Genomic DNA, 22744 nt, shown 5'->3' with positions numbered 1-22744 from the left:
GGATCAGGCCAGCGGGGCGTGCTCGAGGTTCTCCGAAGCCCACGTGCCGAGCTGCTTGAGCACCGGAATGAGGCGCTGACCTGCCGTCGTGAGCTCGTAGCTGACCGAGATCGGCGGGCCGTCGTTGACGGTGCGCGCGACGAGTCCGGCCCCGGCGAGCTCGGTCAGGCGGTCGGAGAGGACCGCGTCGCTGATGCCCGTCACCGCGCGGCGCAGGGCGACGAAGGTGAGGGGCTGCGAGCCGAGCACATCGATGATCATGCCGTTCCAGCGCTTGCCCAGCAGCGTGAAGGCGAGCGAGATGGCGCCGTCGCATTCCGCGGCGCCGTGCTCCTGCGCTTTCTCTGCCATGCCGCCAGTGTACCCGTGCTAATCTGCAAAGAGTCGCTCTGGTTTTCATAGCGACTCTGTGAAATTTCAAGGAGCCCCGCATGTCCCTTCTCCGTATCGATGCCAGCCTGCTCCCCGCCACCTCCGCCAGCCGCGCGCTCGGCGACCTCGTCGAGGCCGAGTGGACCCAGGCACACCCCGACTCGGTCGTCACACGCCGCAACCTCATCGAGTCGCCCATCCCCGCCGACGCCTGGCAGAACGCCGTCTACGCTGGCTTCACGCCCGAGGACGACCGCACCGAGGAGCAGCGCGCCGCCGTCGCCCTCGCAGCGCAGCTGGCCGACGAGATCATCGCGGCCGACGCCCTGCTCTTCACCGTGCCGCTCTACAACTACGGCATCTCGCAGCACTTCAAGCTCTGGTTCGACCTCGCCTACACCGACCCGCGCACCAACGCTGGAAGCACGACGCTCGCCGGGAAGCCCGCAACCCTCGCGACCGTCCTCGGTGGCAACTACGACGAGGGCACCCCGAAGGAAGGCTGGGACCACTCCACGCCGTACCTGACCCGTCTGCTCCAGGACGCCTGGGGCCTCGACCTCCGCGTCGTGCAGCGTCCCTTCACGCTCGTGGGCGTCAACCCGGCACTCGACCAGTTCGCCGACCTCGCCGCCGACCTCAAGTCCGAAGCCGAGACGAAGGCGGCGGAGTCCGGCCGCGAGCTCGCCGAGCTCCGCGGCAAGACCGACGCCGCGTAGGCAGGCGGAGCCCAGCTCCACCGCTCCGACCGTCGACAGCCGGGCAGTCTCGGGATACGGAACTCGCTTCCTCGAGGGGAACGCCTCTCAGCGAAGCGCGTTCTGCATCCCGCAGACTCTCCGACTCCGTGGGCGGGGTGCCCTAGCTTGCGACGTCGGCCTTCCGGCGGTCGGTGAGCTTCTCGAACCAGCCGTTGACCACCTGCGCGAGAAGGCCAAGAGCGATGGCCGTGACCACGGCGAGCACCATCATGAGCAGCGGGTTGTCCGTGCTGAACGAGCCGAACACAGCGCCGATCACCACCGCGTAGCCAACCCACACGGCACTCGCGAGCACAGAAAGCGGAAGGAAGGTGGGCATCGGCATCCGGGCGTCGGATGCGGCGAGCACCGTCGCGATGCGCCCAAGCGGCAGCAGCCGCACGGTGACCATGACCCACTTCGGACGGGTCTTCAGCTGATCGCCGACTCGCGTGCGCACGGCGGTGAGCCGGCGCCCGTTCATCCAGCTCCACTTGCCGAACCCGACGCCCCTGGCGAGCCAGTACGTGCCGATGTCGCCGAGCACCATGCCGACGACGCAGAACGCGAAGAGTCCGAAGAGGTTGATGAGGGCTGTCCACCCCTGATCTCCGGCGGTGAGGGCGGAGATCGCCACGACCAGCGATTGACTCGGCAGGAAGGTGACGACGCCGCCGACGAGCAGCACGAGCGCCACGACCGCGAAGCTCCAGCCGGAGCCCCTCAGGTCGAGCACCCAGTTGGTGAGTTCCTCCACGTGGCTTCTAGGCCCTTTCGTCGACGGCTCGGCGTTCCAACGCGGCCCTACTCGGGTGCCGAGGCGTTGGCCGCGGCCCGGGCTGCTGCGGGGAGCGCCGCGAGGACGCGGTCGATGGCCGCATCGTCGTGGGCAGCCGAGACGAACCAGGCCTCGAAGACGCTCGGCGGCAGGTTGACACCGGCGTCGAGCATCGCGGCGAAGAACGGCGGGTAGCGCCAGGCCTCCTGGCGCTTGACCTCGTCCTCGTTCCGCGGCCCGCCGCCGGTTCCGGTCCAGCCGAGCGCCGCGCCATCGCCGAAGGTGAAACTGAAGAGGTTGCCGACGTTCTGCACCGAGTGGGCGACGCCCGCGGCGGTGAGCGCCTCGGAGGTCGCGGTGCGGATGCGCTCGGCAGCCGCGTCGACGCGAGCGTAGACGGCGGCGTCGGCGTGCGAGAGCGTCGCGATGCCGGCGGCGACCGCGACGGGGTTCCCCGAGAGCGTGCCAGCCTGGTAGACGGGGCCCTGCGGGGCGAGGTGGCTCATGATCTCGCGCGGACCGCCCAGGGCCGCGACGGGCATGCCGCCGCCGATGACCTTGCCGAACGTGTACAGGTCGGCCTGCCATCCGCTCGAGGACTCGGTCTTCTGCTCCTCGCCCCACCAGCCTGCTGGCCCGGTGCGGAACCCGGTGAGCACCTCGTCGCAGACGAGCAGGGCACCCTCGGACGAGCACAGCTGGGCGAGCTCGCGGTTGAAGCCAGGCTCGGGAGGGACGACGCCCATGTTCGCGGGTGACGCCTCGGTGATGACAGCGGCGATCTCGCCGGGATGCTCGGCGAACGCGGCGCGCACGGCGTCGAGGTCGTTGAACGGGACGACGATGGTCTGCGAGGTGATGGCTTCCGGCACACCGGCAGAGCCCGGGAGCGCGAGCGTGGCGAGGCCCGAGCCCGCCGCCGCGAGGAGGCCGTCGGAGTGGCCGTGATAGCAGCCCGCGAACTTCACGATGAGGTCGCGGCCCGTGTAGCCGCGTGCGAGCCGCAGGGCCGTCATGGTCGCCTCGGTTCCCGTGGAGACGAGGCGCACCTGCTCAATGGGGGCGATGCGATCGACGACGAGCTCCGCGAGCAGCGTCTCGGCCGGGGTGGGGGCTCCGAACGAGAGCCCGCGAGCCGCCGCGTCTTGGACTGCCTCGACGACGGCGGGATGCGCGTGCCCGAGCAGCATGGGGCCCCACCCGCTGACGAGGTCGACGTACTCGTTGCCGTCGACGTCGGTCAGGTACGGACCCGTCGCGGAGGCAGCGAAGGGAGGCGTGCCCCCAACCGAGCCGTACGCGCGGACCGGCGAGTTCACACCCCCGGGCGTGACCTCGAGCGAGCGGGCGAAGAGCGAGGCGGAGACGTCGTGGTTCATCGTGCATCCACTCTGCCATGGGCCGCCGACACTGGCGTGCCCGACTGCGACGCCAGGGTGCGCGCGAGCTCATTCGCGTAGTAGGTCAGCACGGCATCCGCGCCAGCGCGTCGAATCGACGTGATGGACTCCGCGATCGCGCGATCGCGGTCGATCCAGCCGTTCGCCGCGGCGGCCTCGATCATGGCGTACTCGCCGCTGACCTGGTAGGCCCACACGGGAACGATCGACTCCGCGGCGACATCGGCGAGCACGTCGAGGTACGAGCCAGCCGGCTTCACCATGACGACGTCGGCGCCCTCATCGATGTCGATGAGCGCCTCCCGCATGCCCTCGCGGCGGTTGGCCGGGTCGAGCTGGTAGGTGCGACGGTCTCCCTGGAGCTGCGAGTCCACAGCCTCCCGGAACGGGCCGTAGAACGCCGACGCGTACTTCGCGGAGTAGGCGACGATCGCGACGTCGGTGTGCCCGGCTGCGTCGAGGGCGGCCCTCGCACTCGCGACCTGGCCGTCCATCATCCCCGACATCCCGAGCATCGCAGCACCGGAGTCGGCTTGGGCGATCGCCATCGCGTCGTACCGCTCGAGCGTCGCGTCGTTGTCGACACGACCGGCCGCATCCAGCACGCCGCAGTGGCCGTGGTCGGTGAACTCGTCGAGGCAGAGGTCGGTCTGCACGACGATGTCCTCGCCGAATTCCTCCGCGAGCTTGCGGGCCGCGACGTTGAGGATGCCGTTCGGATCGGTCGCGCCCGAGCCCACGGCGTCGCGAGTCTCCGGCACGCCGAAGAGCATCACCCCGCCGACTCCGAGCGTCGCCGCCTCCTCGACCGCGCGGCGCAGCGAGTCGAGCGAGTGCTGCTGCACGCCGGGCATCGACGAGATCGCGATCGGCTCGCTCACGCCCTCGCGGACGAACAGCGGCAGGATGAGGTCGTTCGGGTGCACGCGCACCTCGCGGACCTGGCGGCGCACGGCGTCGCTCTGGCGCAGGCGACGAGGCCTGCGGCTCGGGGAGATCATGCGATCGTGTCCTTCCTCAGGAGTTCTGCGCCGACGGTCGCGGACGCGGCCCGGCTTGTCGGCATGTGGGTCCGATCCGCCCAGCAGGCGGCGAACTCAGCGGTCATTGGGGGCTTGACCGCGTCCCTCGTCGAGGGCAGGGATGTCTTCCTTCGGCACCGGTCGACTGTCGTGCTCGGCCTGCAGCTCGCTCGCCTCGAACGCGCGAAGCGCCTTCAGATCGATGGCCTCGGTCACCGGCATGTCGCTGCCGCTCGCAAGCCACTCGAGGCCGTCGAGCAGCGATGCGACCGAGCGCTGCTTGGCGACGACGTCGACGCGGAGACCCAGCTGCCTGGCGTCCTTCGCGGTCCGGGGGCCGATCGCGGCGATGTAGATCTCATCAGGGATCGGCGAGAACTGCTTGTGCACCTGCTCCGCCACGGAGCCGCTCGTCACGAGGATCGCTCGGATCCGGCTGTTGCGGATGTCGTACTGGATGCTCTCCGCCGCCGGCACACCCACCGTGCGGTACGCGACGACCGAGTCGACGAGGTGGCCGCGCCTGGCGAGCCCTTCCGCGAGCGTCGGTCGAGCGACCTCCGAGCGCAGCCACAGCACCGAGATGGGCGGCTGGCGGCGAGCCGCCTCGGCCCACTCCAGGAGCAGCCCCTTGGCGGAGTTGTCGTGCGTGGGAACGAAGTCCACCCGGTACCCGGCCGTCGTCAGCGAGGCCGCGGTCGTCTCGCCGACCGCCGCGATGAGCGTGTGGTCCGGCACCTTCACGCCGAGCGAGTGCATGACATCGGCAGCCGTGGCGCTCGTGACCGCGATCCAGTTGTAGTGCCCGCTCTCGAGCAGGCGGATCTTGTCGCTCAGCACCCGGGAGTCGTCCTCGTTCGGGCTCGCGAAGTTGATGAGCGGGGCCGTGATGGGGAACGCCGAACGGGCGCGAACAGCCTCCGCGACGTCGCCACCCCAGACGCCTCCACGGGGTACGAGGATCTTCCAGCCCTTCAGCGGTGCATCCATCGTGGTTCCTCCGTTCACGTCCGGACCCTCCGTTCAGGCCATCAGCGCGACAGCACCCTGATCGAAGAGGTCCGTCGAGATGAGCGAGACCAGTTCTGCCTGGGCGGCATCGAATGCGCCGGGGTCGGAGACCTCCACGGCACGCCTGCTGGAGACCCGCGAAGATCCGTCTACTGCATACACGGTAGCCCACGCCTCGAGTTTTCCGTCGGCGTACCGGGCTGCAGCGCCGACGGGAGCCGCGCATCCGGCTTCGAGCGTCGCGAGAATGCCGCGTTCGACGAGCACCGCCGCACGCGCTTCTCGGTCGTCGAGTTCGGCGACGCCCGCAGGTGCGTCATCGTCGCGCACCTCGATGGCCAAGCAGCCCTGACCGGGAGCGTTGGGGAAGTCGGCGAGGTCGAAGCGCTCGGTGATCGCATCCGCGAAGCCGAGCCGCTCGAGCCCGGCAGCAGCGAGCACGACGGCGTCGAGCTCGCCGTCCGTGACGAAGCGGAGACGACGCTCGACGTTGCCGCGGATATCGCGGATCTCGAGGTCGGGCCGAAGCGTCAGGAGCTGCGCCACGCGCCGCGGCGAACCGGTGCCGACCTTCGCGCCGTGCGGAAGCTCCGCGAGGGAGAGTCCGGAGGCTCCGCCGAGCGAGCAGAGCGCGTCACGCGCATCTTCCCGCACGGGGTACGCGGCCACCGTGAGGCCGGGAGCCTTCGCGGTCGGGAGATCCTTGAGCGAATGCACGACGAGGTCGCACTCCCCCGCGAGCAGCGCATCCCGCAGCTCGCTCGCGAACACACCGGTGCCGCCGAGCGACGACAGTGCGGCACGCGTCACGTCGCCGTGCGTGGTCACTCGCACCAGCTCGGTCTGCTCGCCCGTGATGCGCTCGAGCTCCCGCGCCATTGTCGACGTCTGCGCGACCGCGAGCGCGCTGCCTCGCGTGCCGATCCGCAGGGTCACGGCAGCAGTCCGGAGACCGCCGGCTTGAAGCCCAGTCGCTTGTTCGCGCAGCACCCTGGACGGCACACGTCGAACCACGGTCCGATCGAGGTCATCGCAGGACGCTCTTCGACGGGGAGCGCGTCGCGGCGCTCCAGGACGAGGTCGACGAGCCCTTCGACGTACTTGGCGTGGATGCCGGGGGTCGGAGTGCGGCGGAACGCGAGTCCCGCATCCGCTGCCGAGTCCTTCGCCTCGTTGTCGAGGTCCCAGAGGACCTCCATGTGGTCGGAGACGAAGCCGATCGGCACGACGACGACCGCCTTGGCGCCCTTCGACGGGAGCTCGGCGATGACGTCGTTGATGTCGGGCTCGAGCCACGGCTGCGAGGGCGGGCCGGAGCGCGACTGGTAGACGAGCTGCCAGGAGAGCTGCTCTGGCACTCGGCCTGAGATGGTCGTGTCCTCCGCGAGCTCCTGCAGGGCCGCGAGGGCCACGACTTCCGCGACGGCGAGATGCTGGGCGGCGTATGCGCCGCTCTCACCGAAGCCCGCGCCAGGAGGGCCCGAGTTCGCGGCGTCCGCCATCGGCACCGAGTGGGTCGTGAAGAGCACCTCGACCTCGTTGGCCAGGTCGAGTTCGGCGTCTTCCCGAGCGAGGCTGAGCACGGCGTCGCGAACACCCTCGATGAAGGGGGCGATGAAGCCCGGGTGGTCGAAGAAGGCGCGCACCTTGTCGATCGTGAGCTGCCCGCCGAGCCCCGTGTCCTCGAGCGCGTCAGCGAAGTCCTCGCGGTACTGACGGCAGCTGGAGAACGACGAGTAGGCGCTCGTGGCGACTGCGATGAGCGTCGAGCAGCCCGCTTCGCGGGCGTCCAGCAGCACGTCGTTGAAGTACGGCTCGGAGTTGCGGTTGCCCCAGAAGACGGGCAGGTCGATGCCGCGCCGCTCGAGCTCCCGCTCGATGGAGGCCTTCAGCTGACGGTTCTGCTCGTTGATGGGACTCACGCCGCCGTAGTGCCGGTAGTGGTGGGCCACCTCCTCGAGCCGCTCGTCGGGGATGCCACGGCCTGCCGTGACGTTGCGCAGGAACGGGATGACCTCGTCCTGTCCTTCCGGGCCGCCGAAGGAGGCGAGCAGGATGCCGTCGTAGGCGACCGGCTCGGTCGTGTGCTCGGGGCCGAACTTGGCGGCGTCGGAGGCGGCGCTCACGGCAGCATTGACCTCGACGCGGGTGAAGGTCGCCGGGCCGGGCTTGCGGCCCTGCGGCTTCGAACCGGTCTGCTGTGCGGCGACGTCGGTCACTGCAGCACCTCGACGATCTCGGAGGTCTGCAGGAAGCGACCCGTGTAGAACGGCACCTCCTCGCGCACGTGGCGCCGAGCGTCGGTCTGTCGCAGGTCACGCATCATGTCGACCAGGTTGAGGAGGTTGTCGTCCTCGAGCGCGAGGAGCCACTCGTAGTCGCTGATGCCGAAGGATGCGACGGTGTTGGTGAGCGTCGACGTGTACGCCGATCCGGCTCGGCCGTGCTCGGCGAGCATCTGACGACGCTCGTCCTCTGGCAGCAGGTACCACTCGTAGGAGCGCACGAACGGGTAGACGGTGACCCACTGGCGCGGCTCCTTGCCGAGCATGTACGCCGGCATGTGGCGCGCGCTGAACTCGGCGGCGCGATGCACCCCGACGATCTGCCAGGACGGCGTGAGCGGCGCGATGAGCTCGCTTCGGCGGATCTGGCGCAGGCCCCACTGCAGGCTCTCGGGCACTTCACCGTGCAGCCAGACCATGAGCTCGCCGTCGTGCCGGAACCCGGAGACGTCGTAGAAGCCGCGCACCTTGACGCCGTTCTCCGCCAGCTCCGCGACGATGCCGTCGAGTTCGTCGACGGCCTTGATGGCGTCGCGCCCGGACAGGACGAGCTCGTTGAGCGTCTCTCGTCGGAAGACCGAGATCATCGTGTACTCGGTGAGCGTCGCGCCTCCCCCCTGCTCCTCAGCGCCATGGTGGGCCTCTGGGGCGCCCTGCTGAGCAGCCGATGCGTGCTCTGCGGGGACTGCGGACGTTGCGTTGGGCTCGGCGGCGAAAGCCGGGACCTCATTCGAATGGGTCATGGTCCTATTCTACGAAATGTCGAGGAGTGTTTGGGGTGCGGCGCACAGCCGACCACGAGCTCAGCGGGAGCGGCGGTACAGGGCAACGGCGGCGGTCACGCCACCGGCCACGACGACCGCGGCACCAGTTGCGATGCCCGCGAGCAGGAGCGGATTGTCTTCCTTCAGGCGCTGGATGCTGTGACGCGTTGATTCGAGGAGTTCGCGGCCGCGGATGCGCGGGTCGACCTTCACCTCGATCGCGTCGAGCGTCGCCGCGAGCTCACGTCGGGTGCGCTCGATGTCGGCCTTCAGCTGGCCGTCGTTGCGCTTGTCTTCCTTCTTCGCGAGAGTCGCCTCGCCGTTCTGCTCACTCATACTGTCCGAGCCCCTTCACTGCGTTGACATCCTGCTTGACGCTGGCGATCGTGCGCTCCGGCGCGAGCTTGCCCGCGCGCTTCAGCGCGAGGTAGCCGGCGAGGCCGAGCACGATGACCAACAGCAGGAACGCGCCTGCCACGATGAGCGCGGAGAGCCACGGCGCGAACACCGTGTTGAGTCCGAGGACGGCGGCGGTCACGAGCACAGCCCACAGCGTGAGCGCGAAGAACGCCGCGGCGGCGAAGAGACCGACCGCGATGCCGTACTTCGTGCCGGTCGAGATGAGCTCTCGCTTGCCCTGCTCGACCTCGTCGCGCACGAGCTTCGTGAGGAGCTTGGGGACGTCGGTCACGAGCGTGCCGAGGCTCGACCGTGACTTCGGGTTGGCCCTCGTGCGGCCGATGCCGGGGAAGGGCCCGCGGATCGGCGTCTTTTCTGACGACTCAGACATGGGTGTGTCGCTCTCTGCTGGGAGTGCTGGTTAGGACGCGTCGCTGCTCGGGTTGCCGACGGTTCCGGAGGGAGCAGGCGGGTTCGACTTGCCGGACGAGCTCTTCTTGCCGTTGTCCTTGACCGCCTTCGTGACCTGGGCCGTCACGAGCTTCGCACCGCTGACGGCCGCGTCGGCGACCTTCGGAGCCAGCTTGCGGGAGAACTCGTCGACCTCAGCGCGCTTGGAGCGGACGAGCTTCGTGTCCCACACCGTCTGCGCGACGGAGGAGATCTGCTCGTAGCGCTTGCGCCCCGCGCGAGCACCAAGGACGTACCCGGCACCGAGGCCAAGCACAAACACGAACTTCTTCATGAAAACTCCTATCGTTCGCCGGTACGCCAGCGATCGGTCAATCGGGCGCGATCAAGCCACGGAGCAAGCCTAGCCCCGCGAGGCATCTCAACTCGCGCTAAGCCTGTGCGTCCTCGGGGAAGAGCTCATCCACGGCGCGCAGCACCCCTGGGATGACGCTCGCGAGCCCCGTTCCGTCGATCCAGGTGCCGGCGAGCGCGACCCCAGCCGTCCGCCGCGCCTCGTCCCGCGCACCCCGGAGCTCTGTGGATCGTCCGATGCGCGCGGCCGGGGCCGGGATGCGCCAGACGTGCCTGGCCATCGCGATGACGTCCTCGCGCTCGATGGTCGTGCCGAGCAGGCGCCCGGCATCGCCGCGCGCGAGCTCGGTCGTCTCGTCGTCGCTGAGCGAATGCGTGAGCGGCTCGCTGCCCCCGCGAGCGTGTGGACCGTAGGAGAGCCGGAGCACGTGCATCCCGTCGGCTGCCGCCTCCTGCCAGGCCCATTTCGCGGTGACGTGAGTCAGGGCCTTCGCCCGGATGGTCGTACTCGGGTCGCCGACGAGCACGCCAGTGCCTCGCGGGTGAGCGTCGAGCTGCGGGGCTCGCACGAGCAGCGCGACGACCTCGGCGGGGACTGCGGCAGCGCCGCCGATCGCAACCGCCTCGCCGGATGGCCCCTCGGAGTCGTCACCGCGGGCGGAGACGGAGCGCGGCACGGCGACGGTCGACAGGATGCGCTTCGCGAAGAGCGACCCAGCGCCCTCGAACTCGACGCGCCAGGCCTGCTCGAGGGCGGAGCCGTCTTCGAGCACTGAGGCGACGCGAGTGGAGAGCCGGACATCGACGCCGAGCTCAGCGAGCTCGTGCTCGAGCCGCGCCACCACGCGGTGCATGCCTCCCTCGACGGTGCGAACTGCGGCGCCAGGGGGCGCGCTCTTCCTGAGCGCCGCGACGGCGGCCGACAGGGAACCGTGCTCGTGGACGCGCTCGGCGAGACCGGGGATGAGCACTCGGTGGTCGAGCTCCGCCGGGTCGAGCGAGTACACGCCCCGCGTGACCGGCGCGACGAGCCGGCCGAGCACCGTCGGCCCCATGCGCGCGAGCACCAGCGACTCGAGGTCGGAGGCGTCGGCGCCGACACCCGGGTCGAGCGTCCGGTCGCGTTCGAGCTCCGCGATGCCCTCGTCGCCGATCGCGGCGTGCACCGCGGCGCGGGACTCCGCATCACGCAGAGCCGCCTCCCCGGGTATGCCGAGCATCCCCCCAGCCGGCATCGGAGCAGCAGTCGCATCGGTCACGACCCAGGAGCCCAGTGCTCGCGGCTCGACGATGTCATCGTGCATCCCGAGCTCGTGCAGCAGGGCCGCGAACGCGCCACCGCGCGTGGCGAACGCCTCCGCACCGATGTCGATCGGCAGCCCGCCCAGGTCTGCGCGGCAGATCATCCCGCCGAGCCGATCTCCCGCCTCGACGACCACCACGCTGGCACCGCGGCCCGCTGCCCGTCTGGCGGCGAGCATGCCCGCGATGCCCCCGCCGACGACGACGAGGTCGGGCGTCGACTGGCCGAGGGACGATCGGTTCACTCGACCCGACCGCCGTCCGGCAGCGAGTGGGCGAACTCCACGAGGCCGGTCAGCACCGCTGGATCGGCGGACGGCGGGACGCCGTGGCCGAGGTTGAGGATGTGCGCGGGCGCCGAGTTCCCCCGGCGAACGACATCTCGCACGTGCTCCTGCAGCACCGCGGCGCCCGCTCCGAGCACAGCAGGGTCGACGTTGCCCTGCAGCGGCACTCCGCCGCCGAGGCGCCGCGAGGCCTCGTCGAGCGTGATGCGGTCATCGACCCCCATGACGTCGGCCCCGATCGCGTGCATGTCCGGCAGCAGCTCGGCAGTGCCCACGCCGAAGTGGATCGTGCGGACCCGCTCGCCACCCGGCGTGCGCAGGGCCCGTACCCGCTCGAGCGCCAGGCCGCTCGAGGCGGCGATCGACTTCTGGTAGCGATCGCGACTGAGCGAGCCAGCCCACGAGTCGAAGAGCTGCACGATGCTCGCTCCCGCGCGCACCTGCGCCTCCAGGAACGCGGCCGAGAGCTCCGCGATCGCGCCGGAGAGGTCGGCCCACGCCTCAGGGTCGGCCTGCATGAGCGTGCGCGTGCGGAGGTGGTCCTTCGAGGGGCCGCCCTCGACGACGTACGCGGCGACCGTGAACGGCGCCCCGGCGAAGCCGATGAGCGGCGTGGAGCCGAGCTCCGCCACCGTCAGCGAGACGGCCTCGGTGATGGGAGCGAAGAGCTCCGGGCTGATGCGGGCCCTGATGCGCGCGGCGAACTCGTGTGCCTCCTGCGAGGAGCGCACCGGGTTGTCGAAGACCGGGCCTGTGCCTGGAACGATATCGACGGCCTCGCCGATGAGCTTGAGCGGAACCACGATGTCGCTGAAGAAGACCGCCGCGTCGACGCCGTGACGGCGCACGGGCTGCAGCGTGATCTCCGCGGCGAGCTCCGGGCGCAGGCAGGAGTCGAGCATCTCGATGCCCTTGCGCAGCTCGCGGTACTCGGGCAGCGAACGGCCAGCCTGTCGCATGAACCACACCGGGAGCGTCTCAGGCCGGTCCCCGCGTGCCGCGCGGATGAGCGGAGCATCGGCGGTGAGGCCTGAGGAGAGGGGGTGCGAGTCGCTGAGCGGCAGGGGTGCAGGAGCTGTTTCGGTCACCCGCCCATTCTCCACCCGACGCCCGGACGGGGCCGTACAGCGGGCATCCGACGATGGATTCCCGGCTCTGGCGGACCGCAAGAGGTTTAAGGGAAGGTATGGCTCAGAAGCGGAAACGCGGAGAACTTCTACAATAAGTAATCGTGTTGCTGTGTCTGAGTGCCAATCACCGCACCGCGAGCTTCCCAGTCCTTGAAAAGCTCGCGGCCCGCGAAGATGGCGGACTTGAGTCCGCGCTCCGCGACGCCCCAGGCGTCGACGGAGCCATTGTGCTCGCCACCTGCAACCGCTTCGAGATCTACCTCGACATCGACACGGCTCAGCCGGTCGCTCCCGAGCTCATGCCGACCATCGCGACGGCACTCGACGTCTCCGTCGAGACGCTCCGCGCCAACATGGCCGTCATCCACGACACGCAAGTGCCCGAGTACCTCTTCGCCGTCTCGAGCGGCCTCGAGTCCGTGGTCGTGGGCGAGGGCGAGATCTCCGGTCAGGTGCGCCGCGCGCTCGAGGAATCACGTGCGGCCGGCATGTCGACCTCGCAGCTCGAGCGTCTCTTCCAGTCGGCGTCCACCACATCGCGTGGCATCAAGTCGGGCACGAAGCTCCAGAGCGCTGGCCGATCGCTCGTGCGCCTCTCGCTCGAGCTCGCCGCATCCCAGATCGCCGACTGGAGCACCGCGCAGGTCGTGCTCGTCGGCACCGGCTCGTACGCGGCAGCCTCGCTCAAGGCCCTGCAGGACCGCGGCGTGACCCGCGTCGGCGTGTACTCCCCCTCGGGTCGCGCCCACAAGTTCGCCGAGCGCGACGGCGTCTTCGTCATCGACGGCCAGAACCTGCCAGAGCACCTCTCGAACGCCGACCTCGTCGTCACCTGCTCGAGCGCCGACACGGTGGTCATCGACTACGACCTCATGCTCGGCGCGCGACTCGCGCCCGGATGCGCCGAGGCCACGCTCATCATCGACCTCGGCATGCCGCGCAACGTCGACCCGGCCGTGGGCCGCCTCGACGGCATCTCGGTGCTCGACCTCGAGACCATCCGCATCCACGCTCCCCTCGAAGAGCTCGGGGCCGCCGATGAGGCTCGCTGCATCGTGTCCCGCGCAGCCAGCGAGTTCGTCGAGCAGCAGGCTGAGACGAGCGTCGCGGAGGGCATCGCAGCGCTTCGCTCGCACATCACCGACATCGCGCGCGCGGAGACCGAGCGCGTCGCGAACAAGGACGAATCGGGCGTCGCCGAGGCTGCTCTGCGTCGCCTCGCGAACACGCTCCTGCACAGCCCGTCGGTGCGCGCGAAGGAACTCGCCCGCGCTGGTCGCGGCGACGAGTACCTCGACGCGATCGAGCTGCTCTTCGGCATCACCGTCGAGCGCGAGACCCCCGCGACGAAGCCGGCGACCCCGGCGGCGGCACCCGTCGTGCCCACCGCGCTCCCCCGCGTCGCTCAGGCGGAAGACGACGGGGCGCTCGAGTGCCCCGTGCACACCTCCTAGCAGCCCCCACCCGACGCCGAATGCGCGGCACTGCGGTCAGGCTCACCCGAATCCTCGAGCACACGGGGCAGAATCGATGCGCGCCGGCGATCTCGGGAACCGCACCTTCTCGCCCTGGGCTGAGCATCCCGAGATGACCACCGAGTGCACGCTCCGTCGATGGGAACCCCTGCGAATGCTCCGCGAACACCGCTCCAAGCTGCTTGCCGGCACCGTTGCTGCGACCGCGCTCCTCGCGCTGAGCGGATGCTCGGGCTCCGGGCAGACCGATGGTGCCGTCCCCGAGGAGGGCATGCAGCCGCCAGGCACGTCGATCGCGGATGCCCTGAGCGAGAACGAGATGGGCGCCACCCTCGATTTCGCCGCGCTTCTGCCGAGCGGCGCGACCGGCGCGGTCATCGCCTGCCCCGGCGATACGGTCGAGTCGCTTGCTGAGAGCACTGGCATCGACGCGGGGAACTACGAGCTCGCGGATGGAACCCTGCCGGTCGCCGATGGCTCGTTCGCCCTGCTCTTCGGCGATGCGGAAGACAGGATCACGACGTCGACCCTGTACACGGGGGAAGGCGTCGACCTGTGTGCAGGTGACGCCGTCGCGTCGACGTACCTGGGTTCAGGCGCCCGCATCATGCTGACGGGGTCGACCGGGGCCTGGGCACCGATCGGCGTCGAGTAGCGGCGCAGCGACGAGACGAGACGACGCCTCCCGTAGCCGTCTTGCGTCCCGGGAGGCGTCGAGGTGATGCCTGGCTCAGCGCTCGGCTACCAGATGGTGACCCGGGATTCGGGGGCGAGCCAGAGGGCATCGCTCTCAGTGACGTCGAAGGCGTCGTAGAAGGCATCGACGTTGCGGACGATCTGATTGCATCGGAATTCGGCGGGCGAATGCGGGTCGACCGCGAGGAGCAGCTTCGCGTACTCGGGGCGCGCCTTCTGCTGCCACGCCTGCGCCCAGCTGAGGAAGAACCGCTGCGCCGCGGTGAGCCCGTCGATGACGTTCTCGTCGTCTGCGTCGAAGCCGGCGTCTGCGCGGTAGGCGCGGTACGCCTTCCAGGCGATGCCGAGTCCGCCGAGGTCGCCGATGTTCTCGCCGATGGTGAGCTCGCCGTTGACCTTCTGGCCCTCGGTGCCCTCAGGTGAGAGTTCGTTGTACTGGTCGATGAGCGCCCGGGTGCGCTGCTCGAAGGCGGTGCGGTCGGTCGCGGTCCACCAGTCCTCGAGGCGCCCGTCTCCGTCGTACTTGGACCCCTGGTCGTCGAAGCCGTGCCCGATCTCGTGGCCGATGACGGCGCCGATGGCGCCGAAGTTCGCGGCGGGGTCGCGGTGCTCGTCGAAGAATGGCAGCTGGAGGATCGCGGCGGGGAAGACGATCTCATTCTCGCCTGGCGAGTAGTAGGCGTTGACGGTCTGTGGCGGCATCATCCACTCGTCGCGTCGCACGGGCGTGCCGAGCTTGGCGAATTCGTAGGCCGCCTCGTAGACCGAGGCCCGGCGCGAGTTGCCGACCACGTCGTCGTCCCTGATCTCCAGGTCGGAGTAGTCGCGCCAGCGGTCGGGGTACCCGATCTTGGTGACGAACTTCTCGAGCTTGTCGAGGGCTCGCTCACGGGTCTCCGGGCTCATCCACTCGAGTTCGGCGATGGATGCGCGGTAGGCCCCGGTGAGGTAGCCGACGAGCTCGAGCATCTTGGCCTTCGCGGTCGGCGAGAAGTGCCGCTCGACGTAGGCCTTGCCGATGGCCTCGGGGAGCTTGCCCTCAGCGTGGCCCGTGCCCCGCTTCCAACGCTCGCGCTGCTCTGGCGTGCCCTGGAGGGTCTTGCCGTAGAAGTCGAAGTTGGCCGCGGAGACCGACGGGGCGAGGATGCCCGAGTACTGCGAGACGATGCCCCAGACGAGCCAGTCCTGCCAGGCCTGGAGCCGCTCGTGCGTGAGCAGGTCAGCTGCACCCTCGAAGAAGTCGGGCTGACGGACGATGACGCGGTCGAGTGCGCCGGCCGGTGCACCCCAGCGTGCGGTCCAGCCCGCGAAGTCGACGTTCGCGTAGGCCGCGCTGAGTTCCGCGAAGGTGCGCGGGTTGTACGCGAGCTCCGCCTCGCGCGACTTGACGACGTCCCAGTGGAGCTTGGCGATCTCGGTCTCGAGCGCGAAGACGCGCGCGGCCCGAGCCCCCGCGTCCGGCAGTCCGGCGAGGCCGAGCATGCGGGCGATGTGCGCCGTGTACTGCTCGCGGATCTCGGCGTACTGCTCCTCGCGGTAGTAGCTCTCGTCAGGCAGGCCGAGGCCCGACTGCTCGAAGTAGAGGGCGTACTCTGCGGGCGACTTGAGGTCGGGGTAGACGTAGGCCGAGACGAACGAGCCGAGGCCGGTGCGCTCGAGGTCGCCAAGCACGTGGAGAAACTCGTCGATCGTCGATGCGGCGAGTGCGCGGTCGATGTCGGGGCGAACCGGGTCGAAGCCGAGGGCCTCGAGCTTCTCCTCGTCCATGAACGCCGCGTAGGCGTCTGCCGCCTTGCGCAGCTCCGACCCAGGCTCCGCGTCCGTGCCGCTCTTCAGGATGTCGAGGACCGCCTTCTCGGCGTCTTCGCGCAACTGGATGAAGCTGCCGTAGGCGGGCAGGTACGCGGGCACCTCCGTGGCAGCGATCCACTTGCCGTTGGTGTGCCTGAACAGGTCGTCTGCGGGGCGGACCGAGGCGTCGAGCGCCTCCAGGTCGATGCCCGAGGGCAGCTGCTCGGTTGCGGGAGCGGTGGAGGCGAGGTCGTCCGTCTGTGACATGTCCCTCAGGCTAGAACACGCCACCGACACAGGCGCTGAGATCACCTCAGGGCGAACACGCGAGGGGACGCGGGGTCACCCACCGTGCACCTGCCCGCGTCTGGGCAACGGGCTTCGCGCTGACTCCTGGGAGGATGGATCCGTGCGCGCATCTCGGAACCCCCAACCCGCTGGACGCGCCGATGCACGCGCGCTCGACCGCAGCATCCTGACCCTCGCGGTTCCGGCGTTCGGGGCGCTCGTCGCCGAGCCGCTGTTCCTGATCACCGACACGGCCCTCGTCGGCCACCTCGGCGATACGGCGCTCGCTGGCCTCGGGGTCGCGGCGACGATCCTGCACACGATCGTCGGCATCATGGTGTTCCTGGCCTACACGACGACCCCGGTCGTGGCGCGGCTGCTCGGCTCCGGCAACCGGCCAGGCGCCATCCGCGCCGGTATCGAGGGCATGTGGCTGGCGGCCTTCTGCGGGCTCGTGCTCCTCATCGTCGGCCTCCCCCTGAGCGCTCCGCTCGTCGGCGTCTTCACGAGCGATCCCGGCGCCATCGATGCCGCGAACACGTACCTGTCCCTGAGCCTGTGGGGTCTCCCCGCGATGCTGCTCGTCATCGCCGCCATGGGCCTGCTGCGCGGCCTGCAGAACACCAAGGTGCCGCTGGTCGTCGCCATCGCGGGCTTCGCCGTGAACGGGGCGCTGAACGCGGTCTTCATCTACGGCTTCGGCTGGGGCATCGCGGGGTCTGCCCTCGGCACGGTCATCGCGCAGTGGGGCATGGCCATCGTCTACATCGTCATCGCGGTCCGAGCGGGCCGCGAGCTCGGCGTCTCGCTGCGGCCGGGTATCGGCGACCCTCGGACGGTGTTCTCGGCGAACGCGTTCATGGTGCTGCGCACCCTCACGCTGCGCGCTTCCCTCGTCGTGCTGGTCTGGGCGGCCGGGCAGCAGGGGGTCGCGGAGCTGGCCTCCCTGCAGATCCTCATCTCGGTCAACAGCCTCATCGCCTTCACCCTGGATGCGCTCGCCATCGCGGGCCAGGCGATGGTCGGGCACGCCCTCGGTGCCGGTGACACGAAGCGGGTCACGGCGATCTCCCGCCGCCTCAAGCAGTGGGGGTTCTGGTTCGGCGTGATCCTCGCGGTCGTGTTCGCGGCCCTCGCGTGGGTTCTCGGGTACGTCTTCACGAGCGACACCGCCGTGCTCTCCCTCTTGCCCGTCGGGTTCCTCATCCTCGCTGCCGGGACTCCGATCGCGGGGTTCGTCTACGTGCTCGACGGCATCCTCATCGGGGCGGGTGACGTTCGCTACCTGGCGCTGGCTGGCATCCCGCCGCTGCTCGTGCTGGTGGTCGGCGTGACGGTCGTGCTGCAGCTCGGGATGCAGGGTGCGGCTGGTCTCGGAGTGCTGTGGGCGTCGTTCGCCGTTGGCACCATGGGCGCTCGGGCGCTCGTCCTGGGTGCCAGGGAGCGCGGCACGAAGTGGCTCGTCCCGGGCGCCGCGAGGTAGCGGACGCTCGGATCCGCTCGCTCGGCTTCGCGGATCCGAGCCGAGCCACGGGGAGTTCTCCCCATCGCTCCCCGGGTGATTTCCTGCAAATGTGGGGATTGCGGGTCGCCCCTGGGCTCGCAGACGCTGCGCGCATCTGACGCCGGCGCCAACAGATCCCCCTCTGGAGTTCCACCATGCGTGCATCCCTTCCCTCGAACAGCAGCTCGACCGACAAGCAGCTCCCCTCGCGGCGCGCCATCGTGACTGCCGGCGCCTGGAGCATCCCCCTCGTGACACTGGCCGTCGGAGCACCGTCGGCGTCGGCGAGCACGACGACCGCCGGGTTCGACCTCGCGATCGTCGGCCTGCAGTTCGGGGATTCCCTCCCCCTCTTCACGCCGGACTACTCCCAGCGGTACACGTCGTTCGTGCCGCTCAGCAACTTCGCCGTCGCGAACTTCGGCGACACGCCTTCCCCTGCCTCGGGCTTCCAGGCCAGCTACACGGTCGACAACGAGGTGGCCACGATCGACCGCGTCGGGTACCGGGTCGCCGGGGCCGCTGAGCCCACGTACGTCGACGATGTCGAGACGATCGTGACCGGAACGCGCACCGAGCACAGGTGGCTCGTCCCCGTCTCGGTTCCCGTCAACGAGTCCGACGACCCGATCTTCCCCACCGGTGCGGTGGTGCTCGTCGTCGAGTCGACCGTGCTCCTGCGCTACCCGAACGACGCGTACGACCCGGCGAAGATCACGGGATCCCGGGTCAGCGCCACGTCTCTGGCTCCCGAGACCAAGACCGACAACAACGTGCTGCAGGGCGTCGGCGTCACCGAGCTCGAGCCGGCCGCACCGTACGCCGCGGAGACCGAGGCGAGCTTCGAGACGGTGCCCCTCGGCACCGGGCCGGCCCGCACGAGCCGTCCGACGTCGGTCAAGATCACGTCGGTCGGCCCGAGCCCGCTTCCCGCGTCGGGCTCAGCCGTCGTCAGGTTCGACTACCGTTCGACGACGACCTTCTCCATCGCCAACGTCCGCCGCAACGGCACCGCGACGGGTGACTTCCTCCAGAACGTGACCGCACCGGAGCGTCAGGCAGGCTCGAGTGTGCAGGAGCTTGTCGCCGTGTTCGGGACACCACTCGACGCTGACGATTTCCTCGAGTTCGACATCGTCTACGACGCTCCGGGCGCTGGTTCCTTCGACGTGGCGTCGACCGCTGGGCACGTGGGCTTCCTCCCGGCCGACAACAACGATCGCAACCAGCGCACCACCGAGTTCGCCTACGCCTACGGCGTCGTCCCGGCCTGAGCGTGAAGGGCGGGCCTCCGAAGGGCTCCGGCTGAGAGCGAGGCCCACTCGGGGAGGCTCCGAACATGGGCCTGACCGTCCCCCAGGATCGCTCGCGCTCGGGCCTCGGGAGCGGTACGTTCTCGTCATGGTCCCACTCGACAGCCTGCTCGCCTTCGCCATCGCGTCGGTGCTGCTCATCCTCATCCCGGGGCCGAGCGTGCTCTTCGTGATCGGCAGGTCGATCGCGCTCGGCCGTCGGGCCGGCGTGCTGAGCGTCGTCGGCAACGCCATCGGGATGATCCCGGCGGTCCTCGCGGTGGCGCTCGGGGTCGGGGCCCTTGTCGCCTCGTCGGTCGTGGCGTTCACGATCATCAAGATCGTCGGCGCGGTCTACCTCGTCTGGCTCGGCGTGCAGGCGATCCGCACGAGGAACGCCCACCTCGAGGCCGCACCGCCCGTTCCCGCGAGCGCCTTCAAGCTGCTCACGCAGGGCTTCATCGTCGGCAGCACGAACCCGAAGACGATCGCGTTCTTCGTGGCCGTGCTCCCCCAGTTCGTGTCACCGGCGGCCGGGCCGGCCTGGCTCCAGCTCATGGAGCTCGGCGTCTGCTTCCTTCTGCTGGCGCTCGTCTTCGACGGTGCGTGGGCGCTCTTCGCCGGCACCGCACGGGCCTGGTTCGCACGCTCCCCCAAGCGCATCTCCGGCATGTCAGCGACGGGTGGAGCCATGATGATCGGGCTCGGCGGGGCGCTCGCCTTCACCGGCGCGAAGTCCTAGAGACGCGGTCAGGCTGGCCGGTCCCGTGCATCCGGGACCGGCCAGCCATGCGCTCCGCGCGCGAGCGGCGTGCTCTTGGTGACGCCTCGCTGTTGGGAGCTCCTCCGCTACTCGCGCTCGGTCGCGGCGCGGCGACGGGCGACGAATACCACGGTGATGCCTGCGGCCAGGAGCAGACCAGCGCCGATCGCGATGGGCGCTGCACCGTCGGCGCCGGTCGTGGCCAGCGAGTCCCCGCCCCGGCCGGTCGCCGAGGTGCTCGTGGGTGCCGGACCCGCACTGGCAGGAGCGGTGGCGGATGCCGTCGTGGACGCGGTCGGCTCGGTCGTCGCCGTCGGTGCGGTGGTCGCGGTCGCCGTCGGCTCTGTGGTCGCGGTCGGCACGGTCGTGGCCGTCGGCTCGGTCGTCGCGGTCGGAGTCGGCGGAGCGACCTCGACCCACGCGGACGTCAGCAGCCACTGCGCCATCTCGGTGTTGTCGAGGTAGTGGCCGCGCAGCGGGTCGCGCTGATCGGCGAGCGCCGTGAGCTGCTCGGCACCTGCACCCTTGTAGAAGAAGGGCACGAGCTGGTTGGTGTGGTTCGTGGAGTTCCACGAGTGGGTGGCGTAGTCGAGGTGGTTCTCGACCGTCATGGGCGTGAACTGGCCTTCGACCGGGCCAGAGAGGTAGCCGGTCTCGTGGTCGGCGGTGACGACGACGAGCGTCTCATCCCAGCTCGACTCGGTCTCGACCCAGTCGATGACGGAATCCACGGCGTCGTTGAAGTCGAGGGTCTCCTCGAGTGCTCGGTCGGTCTGGTTGGCGTGCCCGGTCCAGTCGATCGCGCCGCCCTCGACCATGAGGAACATGCCGCTGTCATTGTTGTCGAGCACGTTCAGGGCGCCCTCGGTGAGCGTCGCGAGACCCGGCACGTCGTTCCTCGCGCCACTGTCCGTGCGGCCCTGCTGCAGCGTCGAGCCGACCTGGGGGACCCCGAAGACCTGCTCGGGGGTGTCGCCCTCGGTGAGCGCCGCGAAGTCCTCATTCGTCTCCAGGAAGGCGTAGTCGCTCGCGCCGTTCGTGGCGGCCTCCCACTCCGCTTGGCCGACGTACTGGTAGTTCGGTGCTGCCAAGGGCTGGTTGTCGTCGTCGTAGAACGGGTGGCCCGCGCCGATCACGACATCCATCTCGCCAGAGAGCTGCTGGGCGGCGATGCCGTGGTAGTCGTTGCGCGACACGTTGTGTGCCGAGTAGGCAGCGGGTGTGGCGTGCGAGAACGGCACGCTCGTGACGACGCCCGTCGACTTGCCGAGCGAGTTCGCACGCTCCGAGAGGTTCTCGACCACGTTCTCGTCGACGTCCACTCCGATGCCCGCGTTGTAGGTCTTGACGCCTGTCGCCATGGCGGTTCCTGCCGCGGCGGAGTCGGTCGGGTCGTTCTTGTTCCACTCGAAGTCGGTCCAGGACTCCGCGGGGTCGTACGCGGGGCCCTCAGCCCAGTTCGTGGACATGCCGGCGAGGTCCCAGCTCTGGAAGCCCTCCGTCGGCCGGTCAGCGTTGCTGCCAGCTGGGATGACCTTCTTGTCCCCGCCCGTGGTGACCTGGTAGTAGGTCTCGCCGCTGGTGTGGGCGTTCGCGAGGTCGACGAAGTTGTAGCCCATGCCGTCGCCGATGAGCACGATGACGTTCTTCGGGCCGGTCTCGTCGGCGACGGCCGGCGTCGCGGCGAACGCGGTGCCTGCGATGGCGAGCGCGGTGAGCGCGACTGCGCCTCCGGCGAGTGGTCTGCGGATGATGCTGGGCATCTGGTTCCTTCCGGTCCGTCTTCGGGGTACCTCGGCGACGCTATGAGAACCATTCGCATGTCCGGCGAAGCCGCAGTATCCCCCGGGTAGCTCCCCGGTGAATTTCGAGTGACCTCATCGAGGGCCGAAACCGGCGCGCACGACCACCCGGTGCATCGGGAGCGATTACCCTCGTCAGGTGCGTCTTGTCATTGCGAACTGCAGCGTCGATTACATCGGCCGTCTCACCGCCCACCTCCCCATGGCCCCACGGGTGCTCATGCGCAAGGCCGACGGCAGCCTCCTGGTGCACTCGGACGGCGGCAGCTACAAGCCGCTGAACTGGATGAGCGCACCCTGCTCCATCGTCGAGGAGGAACCGGACGCGACCCAGCTCGAAGCTGGCATCACCGCGCTCTGGCGGGTCACGCAGACGAAGACCGGCGACCAGCTGCTCGTCACGATCGGCGAGGTCTTCGGCGACCACTCGCACGAGCTCGGCAAAGACCCCGGCCTCGAGAAGGACGGCGTCGAGGCGCACCTCCAGAAGCTGCTCGCCGACCAGATCGACCTGCTCGGCGAGGGGCATGCCCTCGTGCGCCGGGAGTACATGACCGCCATCGGGCCGGTCGACATCCTGGCGCGCGACGAGAGCGGCGCTTCTGTTGCCGTGGAGATCAAGCGCCGTGGAGGCATCGACGGCGTCGAGCAGCTGACGCGCTACCTCGAGCTCATGAACCGCGACCCGCTGCTCGCTCCCGTCTCGGGGGTGTTCGCCGCGCAGGAGATCGCCCCGCAGGCACGCACGCTCGCCGAGGACCGCGGCATCCGCTGCGTCATCCTCGACTACGACGAGATGCGCGGCGTCGACCCGCGCCACATGCGCCTGTTCTAGCCGCGCGCACCCCAACCGTTCAGCGGGCTGTCGCCTGCCGCTC

Annotated in this window: 22 protein-coding genes; 7 read left to right on the top strand and 15 right to left on the bottom strand. The window is 69.6% G+C overall.

The genetic code is table 11. The annotated features are described in order from the left end of the window. Positions 1-3: 3 nt before the first annotated feature. Positions 4-351, bottom strand: a complete 348-nt coding sequence (locus ITJ61_RS13405) for a winged helix-turn-helix transcriptional regulator (protein WP_104300409.1) — start codon at positions 349-351, stop codon at positions 4-6. An 80-nt stretch (positions 352-431) separates the two neighbouring features. On the opposite strand from ITJ61_RS13405, the gene ITJ61_RS13400 reads away from it, so the two are divergent. Then, positions 432-1091, top strand: coding sequence for an FMN-dependent NADH-azoreductase (locus tag ITJ61_RS13400; RefSeq protein ID WP_104244135.1), 660 nt, complete (start codon positions 432-434; stop codon positions 1089-1091). Positions 1092-1233: 142 nt separating this feature from the next. On the opposite strand, the gene ITJ61_RS13395 is transcribed toward ITJ61_RS13400, so the two are convergent. The 12 genes from ITJ61_RS13395 to hemE form a co-directional block, all read right to left on the bottom strand. After that, a complete protein-coding gene (locus ITJ61_RS13395) occupies positions 1234-1869 on the bottom strand; it encodes a DedA family protein (protein WP_181059529.1) in 636 nt (211 codons plus the stop codon). A 47-nt stretch (positions 1870-1916) separates the two neighbouring features. After that, a complete protein-coding gene (gene hemL, locus ITJ61_RS13390) occupies positions 1917-3269 on the bottom strand; it encodes a glutamate-1-semialdehyde 2,1-aminomutase (protein WP_194686429.1) in 1353 nt (450 codons plus the stop codon). Beyond that, complete coding sequence (hemB, locus tag ITJ61_RS13385) at positions 3266-4291, bottom strand: porphobilinogen synthase (protein WP_194686428.1); 1026 nt, start codon at positions 4289-4291, stop codon at positions 3266-3268. Before hemB ends, hemL begins: the two co-directional genes overlap by 4 nt. Positions 4292-4387: 96 nt before the next feature. Further along, positions 4388-5302 carry a uroporphyrinogen-III synthase gene (locus tag ITJ61_RS13380; RefSeq protein WP_104244129.1) on the bottom strand — a complete coding sequence of 305 codons (915 nt, stop codon included), beginning with the start codon at positions 5300-5302 and terminating at the stop codon, positions 4388-4390. 33 nt (positions 5303-5335) lie between these two features. Beyond that, positions 5336-6259: a hydroxymethylbilane synthase gene (hemC, locus tag ITJ61_RS13375; protein WP_258063490.1), complete on the bottom strand. Its 924-nt coding sequence runs from the start codon at positions 6257-6259 to the stop codon at positions 5336-5338. Continuing rightward, positions 6256-7449 carry a ferrochelatase gene (locus tag ITJ61_RS13370; RefSeq protein ID WP_323744390.1) on the bottom strand — a complete coding sequence of 398 codons (1194 nt, stop codon included), beginning with the start codon at positions 7447-7449 and terminating at the stop codon, positions 6256-6258. The genes hemC and ITJ61_RS13370 overlap by 4 nt, the downstream gene beginning before the upstream one ends. A gap of 89 nt (positions 7450-7538) precedes the next feature. Beyond that, complete coding sequence (hemQ, locus tag ITJ61_RS13365) at positions 7539-8351, bottom strand: hydrogen peroxide-dependent heme synthase (RefSeq protein ID WP_104244123.1); 813 nt, start codon at positions 8349-8351, stop codon at positions 7539-7541. Between the two features lie 60 nt (positions 8352-8411). Further along, positions 8412-8708 carry a DUF3618 domain-containing protein gene (locus ITJ61_RS13360; RefSeq protein WP_104244121.1) on the bottom strand — a complete coding sequence of 99 codons (297 nt, stop codon included), beginning with the start codon at positions 8706-8708 and terminating at the stop codon, positions 8412-8414. Continuing rightward, entirely contained in the window at positions 8701-9162 is a 462-nt protein-coding gene (locus ITJ61_RS13355; protein ID WP_104244119.1) for a phage holin family protein, read from the bottom strand. The genes ITJ61_RS13360 and ITJ61_RS13355 overlap by 8 nt, the downstream gene beginning before the upstream one ends. A gap of 30 nt (positions 9163-9192) precedes the next feature. Beyond that, on the bottom strand, positions 9193-9516 hold the full coding sequence (locus ITJ61_RS13350; protein ID WP_104244117.1) for a hypothetical protein: 324 nt from the start codon (positions 9514-9516) through the stop codon (positions 9193-9195). A 97-nt stretch (positions 9517-9613) separates the two neighbouring features. Beyond that, positions 9614-11083 (bottom strand): protoporphyrinogen/coproporphyrinogen oxidase, encoded by a 1470-nt coding sequence (locus ITJ61_RS13345; protein WP_194686426.1) that lies wholly within the window; start codon positions 11081-11083, stop codon positions 9614-9616. After that, a complete protein-coding gene (gene hemE / locus ITJ61_RS13340) occupies positions 11080-12213 on the bottom strand; it encodes a uroporphyrinogen decarboxylase (protein ID WP_258063484.1) in 1134 nt (377 codons plus the stop codon). The genes ITJ61_RS13345 and hemE overlap by 4 nt, the downstream gene beginning before the upstream one ends. A 143-nt stretch (positions 12214-12356) precedes the next feature. On the opposite strand from hemE, the gene ITJ61_RS13335 reads away from it, so the two are divergent. After that, on the top strand, positions 12357-13709 hold the full coding sequence (locus tag ITJ61_RS13335; protein WP_104244113.1) for a glutamyl-tRNA reductase: 1353 nt from the start codon (positions 12357-12359) through the stop codon (positions 13707-13709). Positions 13710-13842: 133 nt separating this feature from the next. Beyond that, the gene (locus tag ITJ61_RS13330) at positions 13843-14385 is read left to right on the top strand and encodes a hypothetical protein (RefSeq protein WP_194686425.1); all 543 of its coding nucleotides are present in this window, start codon (positions 13843-13845) and stop codon (positions 14383-14385) included. A gap of 86 nt (positions 14386-14471) precedes the next feature. Here the strand turns inward: ITJ61_RS13330 and ITJ61_RS13325 are convergent, their stop codons facing one another. Beyond that, on the bottom strand, positions 14472-16484 hold the full coding sequence (locus ITJ61_RS13325; protein WP_194686424.1) for a M13 family metallopeptidase: 2013 nt from the start codon (positions 16482-16484) through the stop codon (positions 14472-14474). Positions 16485-16626: 142 nt separating this feature from the next. Between ITJ61_RS13325 and ITJ61_RS13320 the strand changes: the two genes are divergently transcribed. The 3 genes from ITJ61_RS13320 (at position 16627) to ITJ61_RS13310 (ending at position 20043) form a co-directional block, all read left to right on the top strand. Beyond that, positions 16627-17988, top strand: coding sequence for an MATE family efflux transporter (locus ITJ61_RS13320; RefSeq protein ID WP_323744357.1), 1362 nt, complete (start codon positions 16627-16629; stop codon positions 17986-17988). 176 nt (positions 17989-18164) lie between these two features. Next, positions 18165-19283 (top strand): hypothetical protein, encoded by a 1119-nt coding sequence (locus ITJ61_RS13315; protein ID WP_104307588.1) that lies wholly within the window; start codon positions 18165-18167, stop codon positions 19281-19283. Between the two features lie 127 nt (positions 19284-19410). After that, a complete protein-coding gene (locus ITJ61_RS13310; RefSeq protein WP_104244103.1) occupies positions 19411-20043 on the top strand; it encodes a LysE family translocator in 633 nt (210 codons plus the stop codon). 107 nt (positions 20044-20150) lie between these two features. Here ITJ61_RS13310 and ITJ61_RS13305 read toward each other — a convergent pair whose 3' ends face one another. Further along, the gene (locus tag ITJ61_RS13305) at positions 20151-21827 is read right to left on the bottom strand and encodes an alkaline phosphatase (RefSeq protein WP_228496672.1); all 1677 of its coding nucleotides are present in this window, start codon (positions 21825-21827) and stop codon (positions 20151-20153) included. A gap of 178 nt (positions 21828-22005) precedes the next feature. On the opposite strand from ITJ61_RS13305, the gene nucS reads away from it, so the two are divergent. Beyond that, positions 22006-22701 carry an endonuclease NucS gene (gene nucS, locus ITJ61_RS13300; RefSeq protein WP_104244101.1) on the top strand — a complete coding sequence of 232 codons (696 nt, stop codon included), beginning with the start codon at positions 22006-22008 and terminating at the stop codon, positions 22699-22701. The last annotated feature ends 43 nt before the right edge of the window (positions 22702-22744 follow it).

This window comes from Pseudoclavibacter sp. VKM Ac-2888 (assembly GCF_015351285.1).
Lineage (GTDB): Bacteria > Actinomycetota > Actinomycetes > Actinomycetales > Microbacteriaceae > Pseudoclavibacter.
Note: the sequence above shows the minus strand (reverse complement) of the source record. Positions and strands in the feature narration are given on the sequence as shown.